This window comes from Stakelama pacifica (assembly GCF_004361835.1).
GTDB classification, from domain to species: Bacteria; Pseudomonadota; Alphaproteobacteria; order Sphingomonadales; family Sphingomonadaceae; genus Sphingomonas; species Sphingomonas pacifica.
Genome location: NZ_SNWD01000005.1, coordinates 55181 through 69786, shown reverse-complemented (window position 1 = coordinate 69786; position 14606 = coordinate 55181). Strand labels below are relative to the sequence as shown.

General features: G+C 62.6%; 20 protein-coding genes. 6 read left to right on the top strand and 14 right to left on the bottom strand.

The annotated features are described in order from the left end of the window. The first annotated feature begins 136 nt into the window (after positions 1 to 136). The 3 genes from EV664_RS09310 to EV664_RS09300 all read left to right on the top strand — a co-directional run bounded on the left by EV664_RS09310 (position 137) and on the right by EV664_RS09300 (position 3506). Positions 137 to 751 (top strand): class I SAM-dependent methyltransferase, encoded by a 615-nt coding sequence (locus tag EV664_RS09310; protein WP_229668199.1) that lies wholly within the window; start codon positions 137 to 139, stop codon positions 749 to 751. Between the two features lie 71 nt (positions 752 to 822). After that, a complete protein-coding gene (msrB, locus tag EV664_RS09305) occupies positions 823 to 1239 on the top strand; it encodes a peptide-methionine (R)-S-oxide reductase MsrB (protein ID WP_133495427.1) in 417 nt (138 codons plus the stop codon). A gap of 44 nt (positions 1240 to 1283) precedes the next feature. Further along, positions 1284 to 3506 (top strand): transglycosylase domain-containing protein, encoded by a 2223-nt coding sequence (locus tag EV664_RS09300; RefSeq protein WP_133495426.1) that lies wholly within the window; start codon positions 1284 to 1286, stop codon positions 3504 to 3506. Here the strand turns inward: EV664_RS09300 and EV664_RS09295 are convergent. From EV664_RS09295 to EV664_RS09285, 3 genes are read right to left on the bottom strand one after another with little or no spacing between them, the layout of a single operon-like run. Beyond that, positions 3470 to 4153: a M48 family metallopeptidase gene (locus tag EV664_RS09295; RefSeq protein ID WP_308423520.1), complete on the bottom strand. Its 684-nt coding sequence runs from the start codon at positions 4151 to 4153 to the stop codon at positions 3470 to 3472. The genes EV664_RS09300 and EV664_RS09295 overlap by 37 nt on opposite strands. Further along, the gene (locus EV664_RS09290; protein WP_133495425.1) at positions 4150 to 4593 is read right to left on the bottom strand and encodes a YcgN family cysteine cluster protein; all 444 of its coding nucleotides are present in this window, start codon (positions 4591 to 4593) and stop codon (positions 4150 to 4152) included. Before EV664_RS09290 ends, EV664_RS09295 begins: the two co-directional genes overlap by 4 nt. Beyond that, positions 4581 to 5192, bottom strand: a complete 612-nt coding sequence (locus EV664_RS09285) for an SCO family protein (protein ID WP_244923129.1) — start codon at positions 5190 to 5192, stop codon at positions 4581 to 4583. Before EV664_RS09285 ends, EV664_RS09290 begins: the two co-directional genes overlap by 13 nt. A 60-nt stretch (positions 5193 to 5252) precedes the next feature. Here EV664_RS09285 and EV664_RS09280 point away from each other — a divergent pair, with 60 nt between their 5' ends. Further along, a complete protein-coding gene (locus tag EV664_RS09280; RefSeq protein WP_133495424.1) occupies positions 5253 to 5876 on the top strand; it encodes an ankyrin repeat domain-containing protein in 624 nt (207 codons plus the stop codon). A gap of 12 nt (positions 5877 to 5888) precedes the next feature. Here the strand turns inward: EV664_RS09280 and EV664_RS09275 are convergent, their stop codons facing one another. The 11 genes from EV664_RS09275 to EV664_RS09225 all read right to left on the bottom strand — a co-directional run bounded on the left by EV664_RS09275 (position 5889) and on the right by EV664_RS09225 (position 12741). Then, on the bottom strand, positions 5889 to 6389 hold the full coding sequence (locus tag EV664_RS09275) for an MmcB family DNA repair protein (protein ID WP_133495423.1): 501 nt from the start codon (positions 6387 to 6389) through the stop codon (positions 5889 to 5891). 42 nt (positions 6390 to 6431) lie between these two features. Further along, on the bottom strand, positions 6432 to 7106 hold the full coding sequence (locus tag EV664_RS09270; RefSeq protein ID WP_133495422.1) for a cell wall hydrolase: 675 nt from the start codon (positions 7104 to 7106) through the stop codon (positions 6432 to 6434). A gap of 163 nt (positions 7107 to 7269) precedes the next feature. Next, positions 7270 to 7611, bottom strand: a complete 342-nt coding sequence (locus EV664_RS09265) for a DUF1491 family protein (RefSeq protein ID WP_133495421.1) — start codon at positions 7609 to 7611, stop codon at positions 7270 to 7272. Then, positions 7608 to 8108 (bottom strand): PaaI family thioesterase, encoded by a 501-nt coding sequence (locus EV664_RS09260; protein ID WP_133495420.1) that lies wholly within the window; start codon positions 8106 to 8108, stop codon positions 7608 to 7610. The genes EV664_RS09265 and EV664_RS09260 overlap by 4 nt, the downstream gene beginning before the upstream one ends. Next, on the bottom strand, positions 8059 to 8526 hold the full coding sequence (locus EV664_RS09255; RefSeq protein ID WP_133495419.1) for a PTS sugar transporter subunit IIA: 468 nt from the start codon (positions 8524 to 8526) through the stop codon (positions 8059 to 8061). The genes EV664_RS09260 and EV664_RS09255 overlap by 50 nt, the downstream gene beginning before the upstream one ends. Positions 8527 to 8581: 55 nt before the next feature. After that, positions 8582 to 9163 carry a ribosome hibernation-promoting factor, HPF/YfiA family gene (hpf, locus tag EV664_RS09250; protein WP_133495418.1) on the bottom strand — a complete coding sequence of 194 codons (582 nt, stop codon included), beginning with the start codon at positions 9161 to 9163 and terminating at the stop codon, positions 8582 to 8584. A gap of 55 nt (positions 9164 to 9218) precedes the next feature. After that, complete coding sequence (dnaQ, locus tag EV664_RS09245; protein WP_133495417.1) at positions 9219 to 9902, bottom strand: DNA polymerase III subunit epsilon; 684 nt, start codon at positions 9900 to 9902, stop codon at positions 9219 to 9221. Between the two features lie 10 nt (positions 9903 to 9912). Then, the gene (gene coaE, locus EV664_RS09240; RefSeq protein WP_133495416.1) at positions 9913 to 10503 is read right to left on the bottom strand and encodes a dephospho-CoA kinase; all 591 of its coding nucleotides are present in this window, start codon (positions 10501 to 10503) and stop codon (positions 9913 to 9915) included. Continuing rightward, the gene (locus EV664_RS09235) at positions 10500 to 11324 is read right to left on the bottom strand and encodes a shikimate dehydrogenase family protein (RefSeq protein ID WP_188656397.1); all 825 of its coding nucleotides are present in this window, start codon (positions 11322 to 11324) and stop codon (positions 10500 to 10502) included. Before EV664_RS09235 ends, coaE begins: the two co-directional genes overlap by 4 nt. Beyond that, positions 11321 to 11920 (bottom strand): Maf family protein, encoded by a 600-nt coding sequence (locus tag EV664_RS09230; protein ID WP_133495415.1) that lies wholly within the window; start codon positions 11918 to 11920, stop codon positions 11321 to 11323. The genes EV664_RS09235 and EV664_RS09230 overlap by 4 nt, the downstream gene beginning before the upstream one ends. Further along, positions 11917 to 12741 (bottom strand): pyruvate, water dikinase regulatory protein, encoded by an 825-nt coding sequence (locus EV664_RS09225; RefSeq protein WP_133495414.1) that lies wholly within the window; start codon positions 12739 to 12741, stop codon positions 11917 to 11919. Before EV664_RS09225 ends, EV664_RS09230 begins: the two co-directional genes overlap by 4 nt. 292 nt (positions 12742 to 13033) lie before the next feature. Here EV664_RS09225 and hemE point away from each other — a divergent pair, with 292 nt between their 5' ends. Then, positions 13034 to 14083 (top strand): uroporphyrinogen decarboxylase, encoded by a 1050-nt coding sequence (gene hemE, locus EV664_RS09220; protein WP_133495413.1) that lies wholly within the window; start codon positions 13034 to 13036, stop codon positions 14081 to 14083. Beyond that, positions 14080 to 14535: a CopD family protein gene (locus tag EV664_RS09215; RefSeq protein WP_133495412.1), complete on the top strand. Its 456-nt coding sequence runs from the start codon at positions 14080 to 14082 to the stop codon at positions 14533 to 14535. The genes hemE and EV664_RS09215 overlap by 4 nt, the downstream gene beginning before the upstream one ends. Positions 14536 to 14606: the final 71 nt, after the last annotated feature.

The following is a 14606-nucleotide window of genomic DNA, read 5'->3' as shown; positions in this document are numbered from 1 at the left end:
ACTTATGGCTATCCATGCAACCGTCCCGGGCCCGAGTGGTTGAGAAGATACTATCACGCGAACTTGATTGTTTGCGACAGTTTTGCGACGACGGATTTCACTCTTGCGCCACCGCGCGCGCTGACACGGGATTTTCATGACCGCTTCTTCCACTGCCGCCGCCCGCAAGGGCGCTCGGAAAGGCCGCGCACTTTCGCCGATCGCCATGTTTTTCCGGGGGTTTTTGAAGCATCCCGTGATGGTCGGATCGATCATCCCCTCGTCGGGCAAGCTGATCCGCAAGATGCTGGGGCCGGTCGACTGGGCGAATTGCAAGGTGTTCGTCGAATATGGTCCGGGCGTCGGCACCTTCTGTCAGGCAGTTCTCGACCGTATGGGTCCGGATGCGACCTATATCGCGATCGATACCAATGAGGATTTCGTCGCATATCTGCGCAAGACGATTCGCGATCCTCGCTTTTCGGCGATTTGCGGGTCCGCCGCCGATGTCGAATCGATCGTCGCCGATCACGGCCATGACGGGGCCGATTATCTGCTTTCGGGACTTCCCTTCTCCACGCTGCCGCCCGGCGTAGGCGACGCCATCGCCGCTGCGACCGCGCGGGTGATGCGGCCGGGCGGGGCGTTTCTGGTCTATCAGTTCTCGCCCAAGGTGAAGGATTTCCTCGATCCGCAGTTCAGCGATATCGATCACGATATGGAATGGTGGAATATTCCGCCCGCTCAACTCTACTGGGCACGTAACGATTGAGGACAGCAGCTTAACCCCGATCAATCGATCGGCGATTGACCTTCGCCCGCCGACGCCACACATCAAAGGGCATGAAGCAGGTGAATCTATCCGAATCGGAATGGCGCAAACGGCTTAGCCCGGAACAATATGCGGTGCTGCGCGAAGCGGGCACCGAACGCGCCTTTTCCGGCCGTTATGACAATAACAAAGCGGACGGCGTCTATCATTGCGCCGGTTGCGGAAACGACCTGTTCGACAGCGCCGACAAATATGACTCGGGGTCGGGCTGGCCGAGCTTCACCATGCCGATCGCGCCCGACCGGGTGACTGAACACAGCGATTCGAGCCATGGCATGGTGCGTACCGAAGCACGCTGCGCCACCTGCGACGGCCACTTGGGGCACGTTTTTCCCGATGGGCCGCCGCCGACAGGCCTGCGCTATTGCATGAATTCGGTTGCGCTCGACTTCCGTCCGCGCCGCAATGACGGTCCGGTCGCCGCATAACGCTTGTCGCGCCCCGCGATAGCGCGTAATCGGGCGTTTGTTCGATGGCAAAATCTTCCCGTTCCAGGCCCCGCTCGCGGTTCAAACGCATTCTGCTCTGGTGCATCGGCATCGGCGCGACGCTCGCGCTGGTGGGGCTGATCGCGCTCGGCATCGCGGTCTATACGACCAAGGCGTCGCTCCCCAGCTACGACGCGCTGAAATCTTCGCCCAACGGTCAGATGATCCGGGTCCATGCCGCCGATGGCAGCGTGATCATGTCGCTGGGGCCGAGCTATGGCCAGTGGATCAGCTATAACGACATCCCCCCGATCATGCGCAAGGCGATGGTGTCGGTCGAGGACCGCCGTTTCTATTCGCATCCCGGCGTCGACCCTATCGGCGCGTTGCGCGCCGCGCGGTTCGCGATCGAAAACCGTGGGACCGGGCGGCGACTTCAGGGCGCATCCACGATCACGCAGCAGGTGGCGCGGACGATCTTCCTCTCGAACCGCTATTCGTTCGGGCGCAAATTCCGCGAAGCCATTCTGGCGCTGGCGCTTGAGCGCAAATTCACCAAGGACGAGATCCTCGAACTCTATCTGAACAAGGTATATTTCGGCGGCGGCGCCTATGGCATCGATGCGGCATCGCGCCGGTTCTTCGGCCATCCGGCGACACATCTCAGCCTTGGCGAGGCAGCCATCATCGCCGGTCTGGTAAAGGCACCCTCGCATTATTCGCCGACCGCCGATGCCGAAGCGGCGGTCGATCGCGCGAGCGTCGTGCTCGACCTGATGGTCGAAACCGGCGCGATTACGCAGGCGCAGGCAGCGGCCGCCGATCCGCAGGATATCAAGCTCGCCGAGGAGCCCAATCAGAACAGCGTACGCTATTTCACTGACTGGGCACTGCCCCAGCTGGAGATGCTGATCGACGAGACGCAGGCGCCGCTCGATGTGTGGACCACGCTCGACCTCTCTATGCAGAAGGCGGCGGAAAAAGCGATTCAGGCCAATGCGCCCGCCGGTACGCAGGGCGCGCTCGTCGCATTGGATCGCGACGGCGCGGTGCGCGCGCTGATCGGCGGCAAGGATTATGTGTCGTCCAACTATAATCGCGCGACTCAGGCGGTGCGGCAGCCCGGATCGGCGTGGAAGCTGTTCGTGTATCTCGCCGCGCTGGAAGCGGGTTATAAGCCCGACGATATGGTCGTCGACGAGCCGGTCGATATCAATGGATGGAGTCCGCGCAACAGCAATGGCCGTTTCGCCGGGCAGGTCACGCTGCGCACCGCCTTTGCCTATTCGATCAACACGATCGCCGCCAAGCTGGGGCAGGATGTCGGCTTCGGGACGATCGCCGATATGGCGCGGCGCTTCGGCATTACCACCGATATCGATACGCACCCCGCAATGGTGCTGGGCACGTCCGAAGTGCATGTGATCGACATGACTCAGGCCTTTGCCTCGGTCGCCAATCGCGGCGTCGCGGTCGAGCCGTTCGGCATTACCCGCGTCACAGCGAACGGTCAGGTGATCTATCAGCATGAGGTCGATACCTCGAAGGTGCTGGTCGCGCCCTATATCGCGGCGGAAATGACCGATATGCTGCAGACTGCGGTCAATACCGGCACGGGGCACAGCGCACAGATCGGTCGCCCGGTGGCGGGCAAGACCGGTACGACTCAGTCGAACAAAGATGGCTGGTTCCTCGGCTTTTCCAGCGGGCTGACCACCGGGGTGTGGATGGGCAGGGACGATGCCAAGCCGGTCGGCGGACTATATGGCGGCACCGCTCCCGCGCGCGCCTTTGCCGATTTCATGAAAAAAGCGGTGGCCAACCGGCCGGTGGAAGAGTTCGACACGAAGGTGACTCTCCCCGACTGGCAGGTCGAACCGGACGAGGAAAGCTATTATAGCGGCCCCGACAACGGCCTGTTCGAGGATGGAAGCGTCCCGACCGAGGCCGAGCCGCGCTATCCGGGCGACGGCTATGGCCCGCAAGCGGTGCCGGGGGAAAGCTATCCGCAAGTCCCGCAACAGCCGGTGCCGCAGCAACAACAGAACCAGCCCCCCGAACGGCTCGACCAGCGCTGGATGGACCGGGTGCTCGGCCGCGATGAGCAGCAGGGCGGCGGGAGCCAGCAACAACAGCAACAGCAGCGACGCCCGCAGGGGCAGCAGCAGCGCCAGCCTCAGCAGCAGACGGGTCAGCCCGCCCAGCTATTGCCCCAGCGCAGCGGCCAGCGTCAGCCGGCACCTGCGGAAGACCGCCCGAACCAGTGAAGCGACGCGCCATGCGCACGTAGCCATTGGCGGGCCTGTACCGGATCGGCTCCCAGCAAATCGCGCTCCAGGGCATGAAAGTCGGGGCCGTGGTTCATGTGGCGACGATGCGCCAGTTCGTGCGCCACGGTGGATTGCAGCACGAAGGGCGGGGCAAGGATCAGTCGCCAGCTATAGCGGATCGCGCCGCTGCTGCTGCAACTGCCCCAGCGGCTTCGGGGATCGCCGACCGAAACCGAGGTGACGGTGATCCCGGCGCTGTCGGCCAGCGCCAGCGTTTCCGCCTCCAGCACCCGCCGCGCTTCGGAACGGAGCCAGCGTTCGATCCTGCCGCCGAACGCATCCGCCGGCCCGCCGCATACCAACGTCGTTGTCGTGCGTTTCACGCTGCGCCTTGCCGCACCATCATGCACGAGCCTCAGCGATTCGCCGAAGACCGGCACCACTGCGCCGGGTACGAAGGGGCGGGGCAGGGGCAGTTCGGCGCGACGTGCCTCGATCCAGTCGTGCTGCCCGGCCGCCCATTTCAGCGCTGCCCGTTCGGAACCGCGTTTGGGAATAGTGAGCCGTACCCGGCCGCTCGCCGGATCGATCGACAGCCGCATCGATCGTGCGCGCGGATGGCGCACGACCTCGATATCGCTCACAATTCGCGGTCCACCATATGGTGTTCCATATCGCCGGCCATATCTTCGCTGATCGTCCAGCCGCGTGTCGATTCACCCGCGCGATGCACCGCCTCACGATCGCCGCAGACCAGATAATGCCAGTCGGGCAGGGGCTTTCCCTCGCCGCGCAGGCGATAGGCACAGGTACGCGGCAACCAGGAAATCGCCTCCATCCTTGCCGGGGAAAGTTGAACGCAGTCGGGCACATGCGCACGGCGATGGCGATAATCGCTGCACCGCGATTCATGCCGGTCGAGCAGGCGGCAGGCGACGTTCGTAGCTGCGATCTCGCCTGTATCCTCATCCTGCAATTTATGCAGACAGCATTTGCCGCACCCGTCGCACAATGCCTCCCATTGCGCGCGGTCGAGCTTCTCGAGCGGGATATCTTCCCAGAAACGTGTCGTCACTGCACCCATTTGCGTAGTTCATCGGCCACCGCCTGCGGCGACTCATCCGCTGAAAGCAGGGCGATCGGCTCGCCCTGCGGCCCCATCAGATAAGCGGCGTTGCTATGATTGATAAGATAGCCCGACGCGCCTTCGGGCTGAGCCTTTTTATAAAAGACCTTATATTCCTTCGCGGCGGCATCGATCGCCTTCGCGCTGCCGGTCAGGCCGATAATGTCAGGGCCGAAGGCGGAGACGAACTTGCCGACAACGTCCGGCGTGTCGCGTTCGGGATCGAGCGAGATGAAGATCACCGCGACCTTTCGAGCCAGATCGGGATCGGTCGGGCGCAGCTTCGCCATACCGCCGCCGATATTCTGCATATCGACGGGGCAGACATCGGGGCAATAGGTGTACCCGAAATAGACGATGCGGTATTTTCCGGCGAAATCGCTCGCACGCACCGTCTTTCCCTGCTGATCGATCAGGGTGAAGGGACCGCCGATCGACGATCCGGCGAGTGGCGGTTCGGCGGGGGGCGTCTTGTCGCATCCCGCCAGCACGGGACCGAGGGAAAGCAAAAGGCTAAGCAGGGCGATGCGCGGCAGATTCATGGCGCAGCCAGACATGATCTGATAAAGGCGGGACTTCAACCGGGATCCGACCGAATCTGGGGATATCACGACACGATGTTCGCTCGACCTTTTGCTTTTATCGCCGCTGCGCTGGCTGCGACTGCCGCGCCCATGGCATCGGCACAGAATTTTTCGGAAGGCTATACCTTCCTTAAGGCGGTTCGCGACGCTGACGGCAATAAGGTGACGTCGATCGTCAACGAACCGGGTCAGCGAATCATCAACACCACCGATCCCAATACCGGGGACGGGGCGCTGCATATCGTCACGCGGCGGTCGGACGCGGCCTATCTGCAATTTCTGCTGGCCAAAGGCGCCGATCCGAATATCCGCAACCATGCGGGCGAGACTCCGGCGCTGATCGCGGTACAAACCGCCTTTGTGCGCGGGCTCGAATTGTTGTCAGCGGCGAATGCCAATTTCAATCTCGCCGATCGATCGGGCCAGACGCCGCTGATTCTGGCGGTGCAGATGAAGACCGTGCCGGTTCCGGTCCGGTTGAAGATGATCGATATTCTGATGAAGGGCGGCGCAGACCCCAATCAGACGGACAATATCGCAGGGCTGTCTGCGCGCGATTATGCGGCGCGGGAGACACGCTCGCCTGCGCTGCTGGAAGCGATCGAAAAGGGCCCGGACAAGGGCGACGATACCAAGGTGTACGGCCCGCAATTTTGAGGCGTCCGGGCGCTAAACCGCGCTTTCCGCGTCGGGATCGTTCATCTGAATCAACCGCCGGGCCGCGCGACGGGCAAAGGACAGGGTAACCTTCTTACGCCGGGGCGCGGGGAGCGGATGCGATGCCGCTTCACGCAGCATCGCCGCATCATAGCGATCGGCGATGAACAGCCCCGCGCGATCGGGCAGGAAATCGGCCCCTTCGAGCGGGCTGACATCGAAACCATGGGGAACCGCCCAGTAGAACCGGTCGCAATGGTCGAGATAATCGCGCCATTTGCCGTCGCCGAGCAGATCGGCGCGCGAAACCTTGATCTCCACGATGATGATCGACCCGCGCGAATCCACCGCCATCAGATCGGCCCTGCGCCCGCCCGCCAGCGGGACTTCGGCAATCGCGGTATAATCGTGGCGCAGTAACAGGCGGCTGACGCCGCGCGCGACGCAGGCTGCGTCCACGGCCGCGCCGTCCGGCGCAACCGGTCGTGGGGCAGTATCGGACAGGGAAGGCATCACCATCCCCGTCCGATAGAACATCTTGCGAACAAATAAAAGTCAGCGATAGAAGATGTGATTACCCACGGTGCCGACCTTGGCAAGGCGCCAGCGCGGCGAGACATAACGCGCGTGGAAGAACAGCGCGTTCGGCACGGGGCTTTCCCACAGATCGGCCGAAGCGATCTTCGCAACCGCGACCGCCGTGCGCCAGGCATCGCTATGCACGCGCGGCGTGGGAAGGCGACCATGACGGACGAAGGAAAACTGGCTGCGCTGTTTCAGCACCGAACAGACCGAATCGGGGAATCGCTGCGACTGGGCGCGATTCAGGATGACGTCGGCAACCGCCAGCTGGCCCGAGAGCGGCTCGCCCTTCGATTCGAAATAAACGCCGATGGCGAGGCAGCGGAGCTCCCGATCCATGTCGGAGGGGACCGACTGGGCAGCGACGGCATCGCTCAGGCTGGCATATTCCTCGTCACCCTGATCGGCATTTTCCGTATCCGCTTTGGCGAGCGACGGTTCGGGCGTCAGCTCGGGCGGAAGGATCGGCGCCGGGGGTGTGGGAACCTCTTGCACGGCCGGTGCATTCATGCCGGTGAGCGCGCTATGGTCGAAGTCATTGACTGCGCCGGGCAGTTCCAGTGCGAAACCCGGTGCGGAGAAACCCGCAGTCGTAGCAGCACAAATAGTCACAGCCGCGGTAACCGCGGCGCGAATCGAAACCTTCATTACTGATCGTTTCTATGCGGTGGGCACGCGAGACCGGTGAGCGTGGTCAATAATAAAGACCGGCTCGGGTTTCCCCCCGACTACGTTGCCAACGGGATCGCACCCCTATCAGCTCAACGCTTTTCAACAGTGGCGGGCCTAATCGTACTGCAGCGCGGCAAAGTCAACCGGGCGCGATGATTCCAGCGGCGAAACGTTCTGCCTGTGCGATGTCCAACTCCACGACCCAGAGATCGGGATCGCGCTCGCGACGGCGTTGCCAGTAAGCGGTTGCTTCGGCTTCATTTTCAAGGTTCGACGGCCCGGTGGGAGCAAGCGTCGATCCGCCGTCAAGCGAGGGCATCCGTTCCAGAAAGCGCGGATTTTTGCCCCGTTCCAGGACACAGACGAGAATCGCGCCGCTCATTTCCTCGCCCTTGGCAAGGACGGTCGCGCTGCCGCCTTCGGCATGGACCTTGCGCAGCACAGCCCGCACGATGAAGTCGCTGGTCGCCCGTGCGCTCATGCTTCGCTCGCATAGCCGGGCAACGATGCAAGCGGGATTCGCGAACGCATGAAGGTGCCCGTTCCGCGCGCTGCCTCCTCACCATTGGCGTCGATGAGCCGGGCGTCGGCGATCAGCACGCGGCGCTGGCCGCTGATCCAGCGTCCCTCGGCGACCACCGGCCCGGCCTTTAGCGGGCGGGTGAGCAGCAGGTTGAATGCGGTTGTCAGCAGAAAGCGGTCCGTGACCAGGCTATTGCCTGCATAAAAAGCAGCGTCGTCGAGCATTTTGAAATAGCTGGTGCCATGCGCCGCACCGGCGGCGTGGTAATGGCGTTCCTGTACTTCGAAATGAATCCGGGCGAGTCCGGCCTCGACAATCTCCAGCCGCGATTCGAACAGCCCGTTGATCGGGGCCGAGGCATAGAGCGATTCGAGCGCCCGGAAATGCGCCTGTTCGCCGCTGGCATCAGGCGGCGTCACGCGTCTCCAGCCCGGCAAGCATGGCGTACAGCGCATCGTCCGAACCGGCACCGCGCAGTTTTTCGGCAAAGTCGCGGTCGCGGAGCAGGCGCGATATCCGCGCCAGTGCCTTCAGATGATCGGCCCCCGAATCAGGCGGCGACAGCAGGAAGAAGACAAGATCGACCGGCATGTCATCGACCGCATCGAAATCGATCGGGTCCGCGAGATGATACAGCGCCCCGACGATCCTGTCGAACCCTTCGGGGCGGGCATGGGGAATCGCCACACCCGCGCCGAAACCGGTCGAAATCAGCTTTTCCCGATCGATCAGAAGATCGACGACCTTACGCGATTCCAATCCCCATTGCTGATTCGCGGCATGTCCGAATTGCTGGAACAAGGCTTTGCGATTGGGGACGGAGACGCGCGAGTGCACCGCCTCCAGGGCAATCAGGTCACTGATATCGTTCATATATTTCCGTCCACGCGCGATACGACCGCGCGCTGTTATTCCGGGCCTTTGGCCATTATCCGCGGTCGGGTTCGACCCAACCGATCGACCCGTCGTGGCGCCGATACACCATATTATAGGCGCCTGTCCCGCTGTTCCTGAACATCAGCGCCGCAGTGTTGCGCAGATCGAGCATCATCACCGCATCGGAAACCGATGCATCGGGAATGTCGGTGCGCGTTTCGGCGATGATCAACGGCGCATCCTCGGAAGCTTCCTCCTCCTCCGCCGATGATTCGAACACGCGATAATCGGCATTTTCATAGCTGCGGCTTTCGACCTCAGCGATCACCGCGCCGGCATTGCGGTCTTTGAGCCGCCGCATATAGCGGCGAAGCTGCTTTTCGATCTTGTCGGCGGCACCGTCGAACGCGCTGTGCGCGTCCATACTCTCATTATGGCCTTTAAGGACCAGATCCTTCATCACATGCGACACGATATCGCAGGTGAAACTCTCATGCGGTCCCTTGCCGAACGTCACCTGAGAGGAGATTGCGCGCGAAAAATATTTGTCGGCAATGCCCTGAAGCCGGTCCTGCACATGCTGCTTTAGCGCCGCACCCGTGTCGATCTGATGACCTGAAACCCGGATCTCCATTGCATCCTCCTAAATAATAACTGCCAGTTCGAGCTAGGCACGCGCGATGACGATATCAACTCGCCTGTGCCCAGAGCGCATCCTTCATGCCCGCGATGAACGCACCGTGGCGCTCAAGTTCCGCAGCGCTTGCCGAAAAATGGCGAGCCGGGCGCTCGATGCGGCGCACCACCGGCCCTGCGGGCGCTGCCTCGCGTACCTCCTCGACCGCCAGACCGAGGCCGATCTGGCGCCCGCCGGTCAGTTCGACATAGACCTGCGCCAGAAGCTGCGCATCGAGCAGCGCGCCGTGCAGCACGCGATGGCTGCGATCGACGCCGAAGCGTACGCATAGCGCGTCGAGCGTATGCTTCGCGCCGGGAATGCGCGTGCGCGCCATGACCAGCGTGTCGATCATTCGCTCCAGGGCGATTAGCGGCCGCGAACACAGGGCAAGCTCGCCATTGATAAAGCCGAAATCGAACGCCGCATTATGCGCGACGAGCGGGCTGTCGCCGATAAATTCGAGCAGTTCCTCGACCTTATGGGCGAACAGCGGCTTATCGGCGAGGAAGCGGTCGGACAGGCCGTGCACTGCCTCTGCCTCTGCCGCCATGGCACGCTGAGGATTGAAATAGCAGTGAAAGGTCCGGCCGGTCTCGACGCGATTGACCAGTTCGACACAGCCGATCTCGACCAGCCGGTCGCCGCCGGAAAAGCTGAGCCCCGTGGTTTCGGTATCGAAAATAATCTCGCGCATGACAGCTTTATTACGCTGCTGCAGGGGCAAGGCAAGCGATCAGCGCATCGACCTCGGCGCGGGTTTCGGCATGGCTGGTGCCAGTGGAAATCAGGTAATCGGCGCGCGCGCGTTTTTCGGCGTCGGGCATTTGCCGGGCGAGTATCGCGGCGAACTTCGCCTCGGTCATGCCGCGCCGGGCGAGCACGCGGGTCCGCTGTACTGCATGCGGGGCAGACACCACCGCCACCTTGTCGAGATAGGACTGACCGCCGGTTTCGAAGAGCAGCGGCACGTCGAACACCACCAGCGGCGCATCCGCATGGCGCGCAAGAAATGCGGCGCGGCGTTCGGCGACCATCGGGTGAATGATCGCCTCGAGCCGCTTCATCGCGGCTTCGTCATCGAACACCGCTGCGCCGAGCGCCGCACGATCCACGCCTGCGGGGCCGGTGGTACCGGGAAACTCGCGCTCGATAGCGGGCAATGCTTCGCCGTCCGGGCCCTGAATCGCATGAACCTCGGCATCGGCGTCGAACACCGGCACCCCGGCTTCGGCGAACATCGTCGCCACGGTCGATTTGCCCATGCCGATCGAGCCGGTAAGCCCGAGCCGGATCATGCGAGCAGCGCCGCGCGCAGCTCCTCATCGCGCTCTCGCGGGGGCTCAGCGCCATAGAAAAGTTCGAAGGCAAGCGCTGCCTGACCGATCAGCATTTCGAGCCCGTCGATCGTGTCGAGATCGCGCATCCGCGCCTGTTCGAGCAAAGCGGTCTCCAGCGGGGCATAGACGATGTCATATACCGTCGCGTCTTCCGGAAGCGGCGACAGGTCGATATCCAGCGCCGGCTGCCCCCTCATGCCAAGCGCGCTGGCGTTCACCAGCAGGTCGGCGGCAGGCAGGGGAGTGCCCAGCGGAACGACATCGCCCTTCAGTCCGAATTTGGCGATCAGCCCCATGGCTTTTAACGGACTGCGGTTCATCACCGTCACCCGGGCGATTCCGGCTTTGGCGAGCGCATACAGCACCGCGCGCGCCGCTCCGCCCGCACCGATCACGACAGCGTGCGAATCCTCGAACGGAAAGCCCGCGATCGGCGAATAAAATCCGGCGATATCGGTATTGGTCGCGGCGAGCGCGCCCGCTTCGTCGCGAAACACCGTATTGGCGGCGCCGAGATCGTCGCGAAGCCCGCCTTTGTCAGCGACATGGTCGAGAATGGCGAGTTTGTGCGGTAGCGTGACGTTGCAGCCGCGCCAGTCGGGATTGTCGCGATGCCGGTCGATATAGGCACCGAGCGCGTCGGGCGTGACCTGCACTGCGTCATAGCTACCCTCCATCCCCAGCGCATCGAGCCAGAAGCGGTGAATGAGCGGCGATTTGCTATGGGCGATCGGATCGCCGATGACATGGGCGATAGGCAGGGAAACAGTGTCGGTCATGCGGCCATTATCCCCCGGACGCGGAGATAATCCAAGATGGGGAGCAGCGGCATGCCGAGAATGGTGAAATAATCGCCGTCGATCCGCGAAAACAGCTGAACGCCGCCTCGCTCCAGCCGGTAGCAACCGACACAGCCGGATATTTCGGGCCATTCGGCGTCGAGATAAGCCTCGATAAATTCGTCCGAGAGCGTGCGCATGAACATTCTGGCGCGCGACACCTGACGCCAGACCGGGCGACCGCCCTCGGCAATCACCGCCGCGCTCACCAGATCGTGGCGACGGCCCGACAGCAGCCGGAGATGGTCGCGCGCAGCGTCGCGGCTGACCGGCTTGTCCAGCTGAACGCCATCGTCGCGCACCGCGATCGAATCGCAGCCGAGCACCAGCGCACCTTCGCCGACGCGCGAAGAGGCGCGAACCGCCTTCATTCCGGCAAGCGCATCGGCCAGATCGCGCGTCTTCATCGACAATTCGGCAAAACCCGCTTTGACGCTTTCTTCGTCGAGCCCGCTCGCCATGGCTTCGTGCGGCACGCCGGCGGCATCGAGCATGGCACGACGCGAGGCGCTTTGCGATGCAAGGACCAGTCTCATTTGCGGGCCCCCCGAACAATATCGCGCTCGTTGAGCAATTTGATGATCGCCGCCGCCGTCTCCTCGATCGAGCGGCGGGTGACGTCGATCACCTGCCAGCCCTTATCGGCGAACATCCGCCGGGCAAAGGCGATCTCCTGCCGCACCGAATCCTGATCGACATAATCGGTTTCCCGCCCCTCATTGAGGTCGATGAGACGGTTGCGCCGCACCTGAATCAGCCGGTCGGCGCTGGTCGTCAGGCCGACGATCATCGGATTTTTGAGGTCGAACAAATGGCGCGGCGGCGGTGATTCGGGGACGATCGGGAGATTGGCGGTCTTGAATCCGCGATTGGCGAGATAGATCGATGTTGGCGTCTTGGACGAGCGCGATACCCCGACGAGCAGGATATCGGCCTCTTCCCAATCTTCCTCGCCGATCCCGTCATCATGCGCGATGGTGAACTGAATCGCGTCGACGCGCGCGAAATAAGCGGCATCGAGCGTGTGCTGACGCCCGGGCCGGGCCTTCGCCTCCTGCCCCAGCAGGTTGGACAGCGCACCGGTTACCGAATCGAGCGGCGCGACGGCAGGCAGACCCAGCGCGCGGCACCGCGATTCCAGCGTTCGGCGGATGTCGCTGTTCACCAGCGTGAACAGAACCAGCCCCGGATTCTGGGCAATCTCCTGAAGGATTCGGTCGAGATGCGCCTCGCTTCGCACCATCGGCCAGAAATGACGGAGCGTTTCGACGTCATCATATTGGACCATCGCCGCATTGGCGATGTTTTCCAGCGTCTCACCGGTCGAATCCGACAGGAGGTGAAGGTGCAGCCGCATGGGATCAGGATAAAGCTGTGGATAACATGGGGGTAAACGCTAGCGTAACTCGCGTGCCGGGCCAAGCCGGGGTGCTTGTCCGATCCCGCTCGTGATTCGTCCACAGTCGGTCCCGCCCGGCGCGATTTTATCCACAGGCTGTGGATTATGCGGATAAACGATTCGAATCGTCGGCGGTACGGATACGCAGTTCGGGTCAAGCTGTTGGCAATTCGGGTGACGACGCGTAATCCCCGATTCTCACCCGCCAACATCTCCCAACATCCTTTCTTTGAATCTTCTTATTTAGTTTATGGAGGCTGGCCTGACCGAGATTTCGAAGCCCCTGCTTGCGACGCTGCGCGGCGAACGGCGCACGGTGCCGCCGATCTGGCTCATGCGTCAGGCGGGTCGCTATCTTCCCGAATATCGCGAGTTGCGCGCGACAAAGGGCGGTTTTCTGGAGCTGGTGAACGATTCGGACGCAGCGGCTGAAGTGACGGTGCAGCCGCTGCGACGCTTCGGATTCGACGGCGCGATCCTGTTTTCCGATATTCTCGTCATTCCGCAGGCGCTTGGGCAGAAACTCTGGTTCGTCGCCGGCGAGGGGCCGCGCCTTGCGCCGTTGATGGAAAATCGGGCGATGATCGATGCGCTCGACGCATATGATCCGGAGATTCTGGCACCGGTGTTCGAAACGGTGCGCAAGGTCGCAGCGATGCTTCCGGTAACGACAACCTTTTTGGGCTTTGCGGGAAGCCCCTGGACGATCGCCACATATATGGTCGCGGGGCAGGGGAGCCGGGAACAGGCCGACGCCCGGCTGCTCGCTTATCAGGATCGTGAAGGCTTTCAGGCGCTGATCGACCGGATCGAAGCGGCGACGATCGATTATCTCTCGCGTCAGATCGAAGCGGGGGTGGAGGCGGTGCAATTGTTCGACAGCTGGGCGGGGAGTCTCTGCCCGGCAGAATTCGAACGCTGGGTAATCGCGCCCAACGCACGGATCATCGCGGCATTACGCGCGCGTCATCCGGGCGTTCCGCTGATCGGCTTTCCCAAGGGTGCGGGCGGAAAGCTTGCCGCTTATGCGCGCGAGACGGGCGCGGATGCGATCGGGCTGGACGAGACGGTCGATCCGGTCTGGGCGAATGCGGTGCTGCCAGACGGCCTGCCGGTGCAGGGCAATCTCGACCCGCTGGCGCTGGTCGCAGGAGGTGAGCGGCTGAGCGAAGCGGTGGCAGGAATTCTGGGTGCGTTTCCCGAAAGGCCGCATATCTTCAATCTTGGCCATGGCATCCGGCAGGAAACACCGATTTCGCATGTCGAGGCGCTGGTGGCACAAGTGAGGGGCGAACAATGAGCGGCTGGCTGGGCAATGCCTATCTTTGGGTGAAGGCGGCGCATGTCATCTTCGTCATCTTCTGGATGGCGGGACTTTTCCTCTATCCGCGCTATCTGATCCATCATCAGCAGGGTCTGGGCGATCCCGCCGAACCGCCGCGCTGGGAGGCGCGGGAGGCGATGATGCGGCGAATGATCCTGACCCCTTCGATGATCGTCACCTGGCTGCTGGGGCTGGCGCTGGCGGCGAATATGGGACTGTTCGACGGCGGGCCGGGGCTTGGCTGGCTGCATGCCAAGATTGCGCTGGTCGTACTGCTGTCGGGCTATCATGGCTGGATGATCGGTTATTCGCGCAAACTGAGCCGGGGCAAGGCATCGCTGAGCTTAAAGAAGCTGCGCATGCTGAACGAGGTGCCGGCGATTTTCGTGGTGCTGATCGTGATTCTGGTGGTGGTGAAGCCATTCTGAATCGCGACGGACTGACTTGACTTGATCGGGGACGACGCTTAATTTTCGGGGCTAAAGGCGCGCCGGTCCTT

What these genes read in the sequence shown, in the direction of transcription:
- EV664_RS09310 (WP_229668199.1), top strand. Translation starts at nt 137, where the DNA reads ATGACCGCTTCTTCCACTGCCGCCGCCCGCAAGGGCGCTCGGAAAGGC.
- msrB (WP_133495427.1), top strand. Translation starts at nt 823, where the DNA reads ATGAAGCAGGTGAATCTATCCGAATCGGAATGGCGCAAACGGCTTAGC.
- EV664_RS09300 (WP_133495426.1), top strand. Translation starts at nt 1,284, where the DNA reads ATGGCAAAATCTTCCCGTTCCAGGCCCCGCTCGCGGTTCAAACGCATT.
- EV664_RS09290 (WP_133495425.1), bottom strand. Translation starts at nt 4,593, where the DNA reads ATGGGTGCAGTGACGACACGTTTCTGGGAAGATATCCCGCTCGAGAAG.
- EV664_RS09285 (WP_244923129.1), bottom strand. Translation starts at nt 5,192, where the DNA reads ATGTCTGGCTGCGCCATGAATCTGCCGCGCATCGCCCTGCTTAGCCTT.
- EV664_RS09280 (WP_133495424.1), top strand. Translation starts at nt 5,253, where the DNA reads ATGTTCGCTCGACCTTTTGCTTTTATCGCCGCTGCGCTGGCTGCGACT.
- EV664_RS09275 (WP_133495423.1), bottom strand. Translation starts at nt 6,389, where the DNA reads ATGCCTTCCCTGTCCGATACTGCCCCACGACCGGTTGCGCCGGACGGC.
- EV664_RS09270 (WP_133495422.1), bottom strand. Translation starts at nt 7,106, where the DNA reads ATGAAGGTTTCGATTCGCGCCGCGGTTACCGCGGCTGTGACTATTTGT.
- EV664_RS09265 (WP_133495421.1), bottom strand. Translation starts at nt 7,611, where the DNA reads ATGAGCGCACGGGCGACCAGCGACTTCATCGTGCGGGCTGTGCTGCGC.
- EV664_RS09260 (WP_133495420.1), bottom strand. Translation starts at nt 8,108, where the DNA reads ATGCGCTGTACGCCATGCTTGCCGGGCTGGAGACGCGTGACGCCGCCT.
- EV664_RS09255 (WP_133495419.1), bottom strand. Translation starts at nt 8,526, where the DNA reads ATGAACGATATCAGTGACCTGATTGCCCTGGAGGCGGTGCACTCGCGC.
- hpf (WP_133495418.1), bottom strand. Translation starts at nt 9,163, where the DNA reads ATGGAGATCCGGGTTTCAGGTCATCAGATCGACACGGGTGCGGCGCTA.
- dnaQ (WP_133495417.1), bottom strand. Translation starts at nt 9,902, where the DNA reads ATGCGCGAGATTATTTTCGATACCGAAACCACGGGGCTCAGCTTTTCC.
- coaE (WP_133495416.1), bottom strand. Translation starts at nt 10,503, where the DNA reads ATGATCCGGCTCGGGCTTACCGGCTCGATCGGCATGGGCAAATCGACC.
- EV664_RS09235 (WP_188656397.1), bottom strand. Translation starts at nt 11,324, where the DNA reads ATGACCGACACTGTTTCCCTGCCTATCGCCCATGTCATCGGCGATCCG.
- EV664_RS09230 (WP_133495415.1), bottom strand. Translation starts at nt 11,920, where the DNA reads ATGAGACTGGTCCTTGCATCGCAAAGCGCCTCGCGTCGTGCCATGCTC.
- EV664_RS09225 (WP_133495414.1), bottom strand. Translation starts at nt 12,741, where the DNA reads ATGCGGCTGCACCTTCACCTCCTGTCGGATTCGACCGGTGAGACGCTG.
- hemE (WP_133495413.1), top strand. Translation starts at nt 13,034, where the DNA reads ATGGAGGCTGGCCTGACCGAGATTTCGAAGCCCCTGCTTGCGACGCTG.
- EV664_RS09215 (WP_133495412.1), top strand. Translation starts at nt 14,080, where the DNA reads ATGAGCGGCTGGCTGGGCAATGCCTATCTTTGGGTGAAGGCGGCGCAT.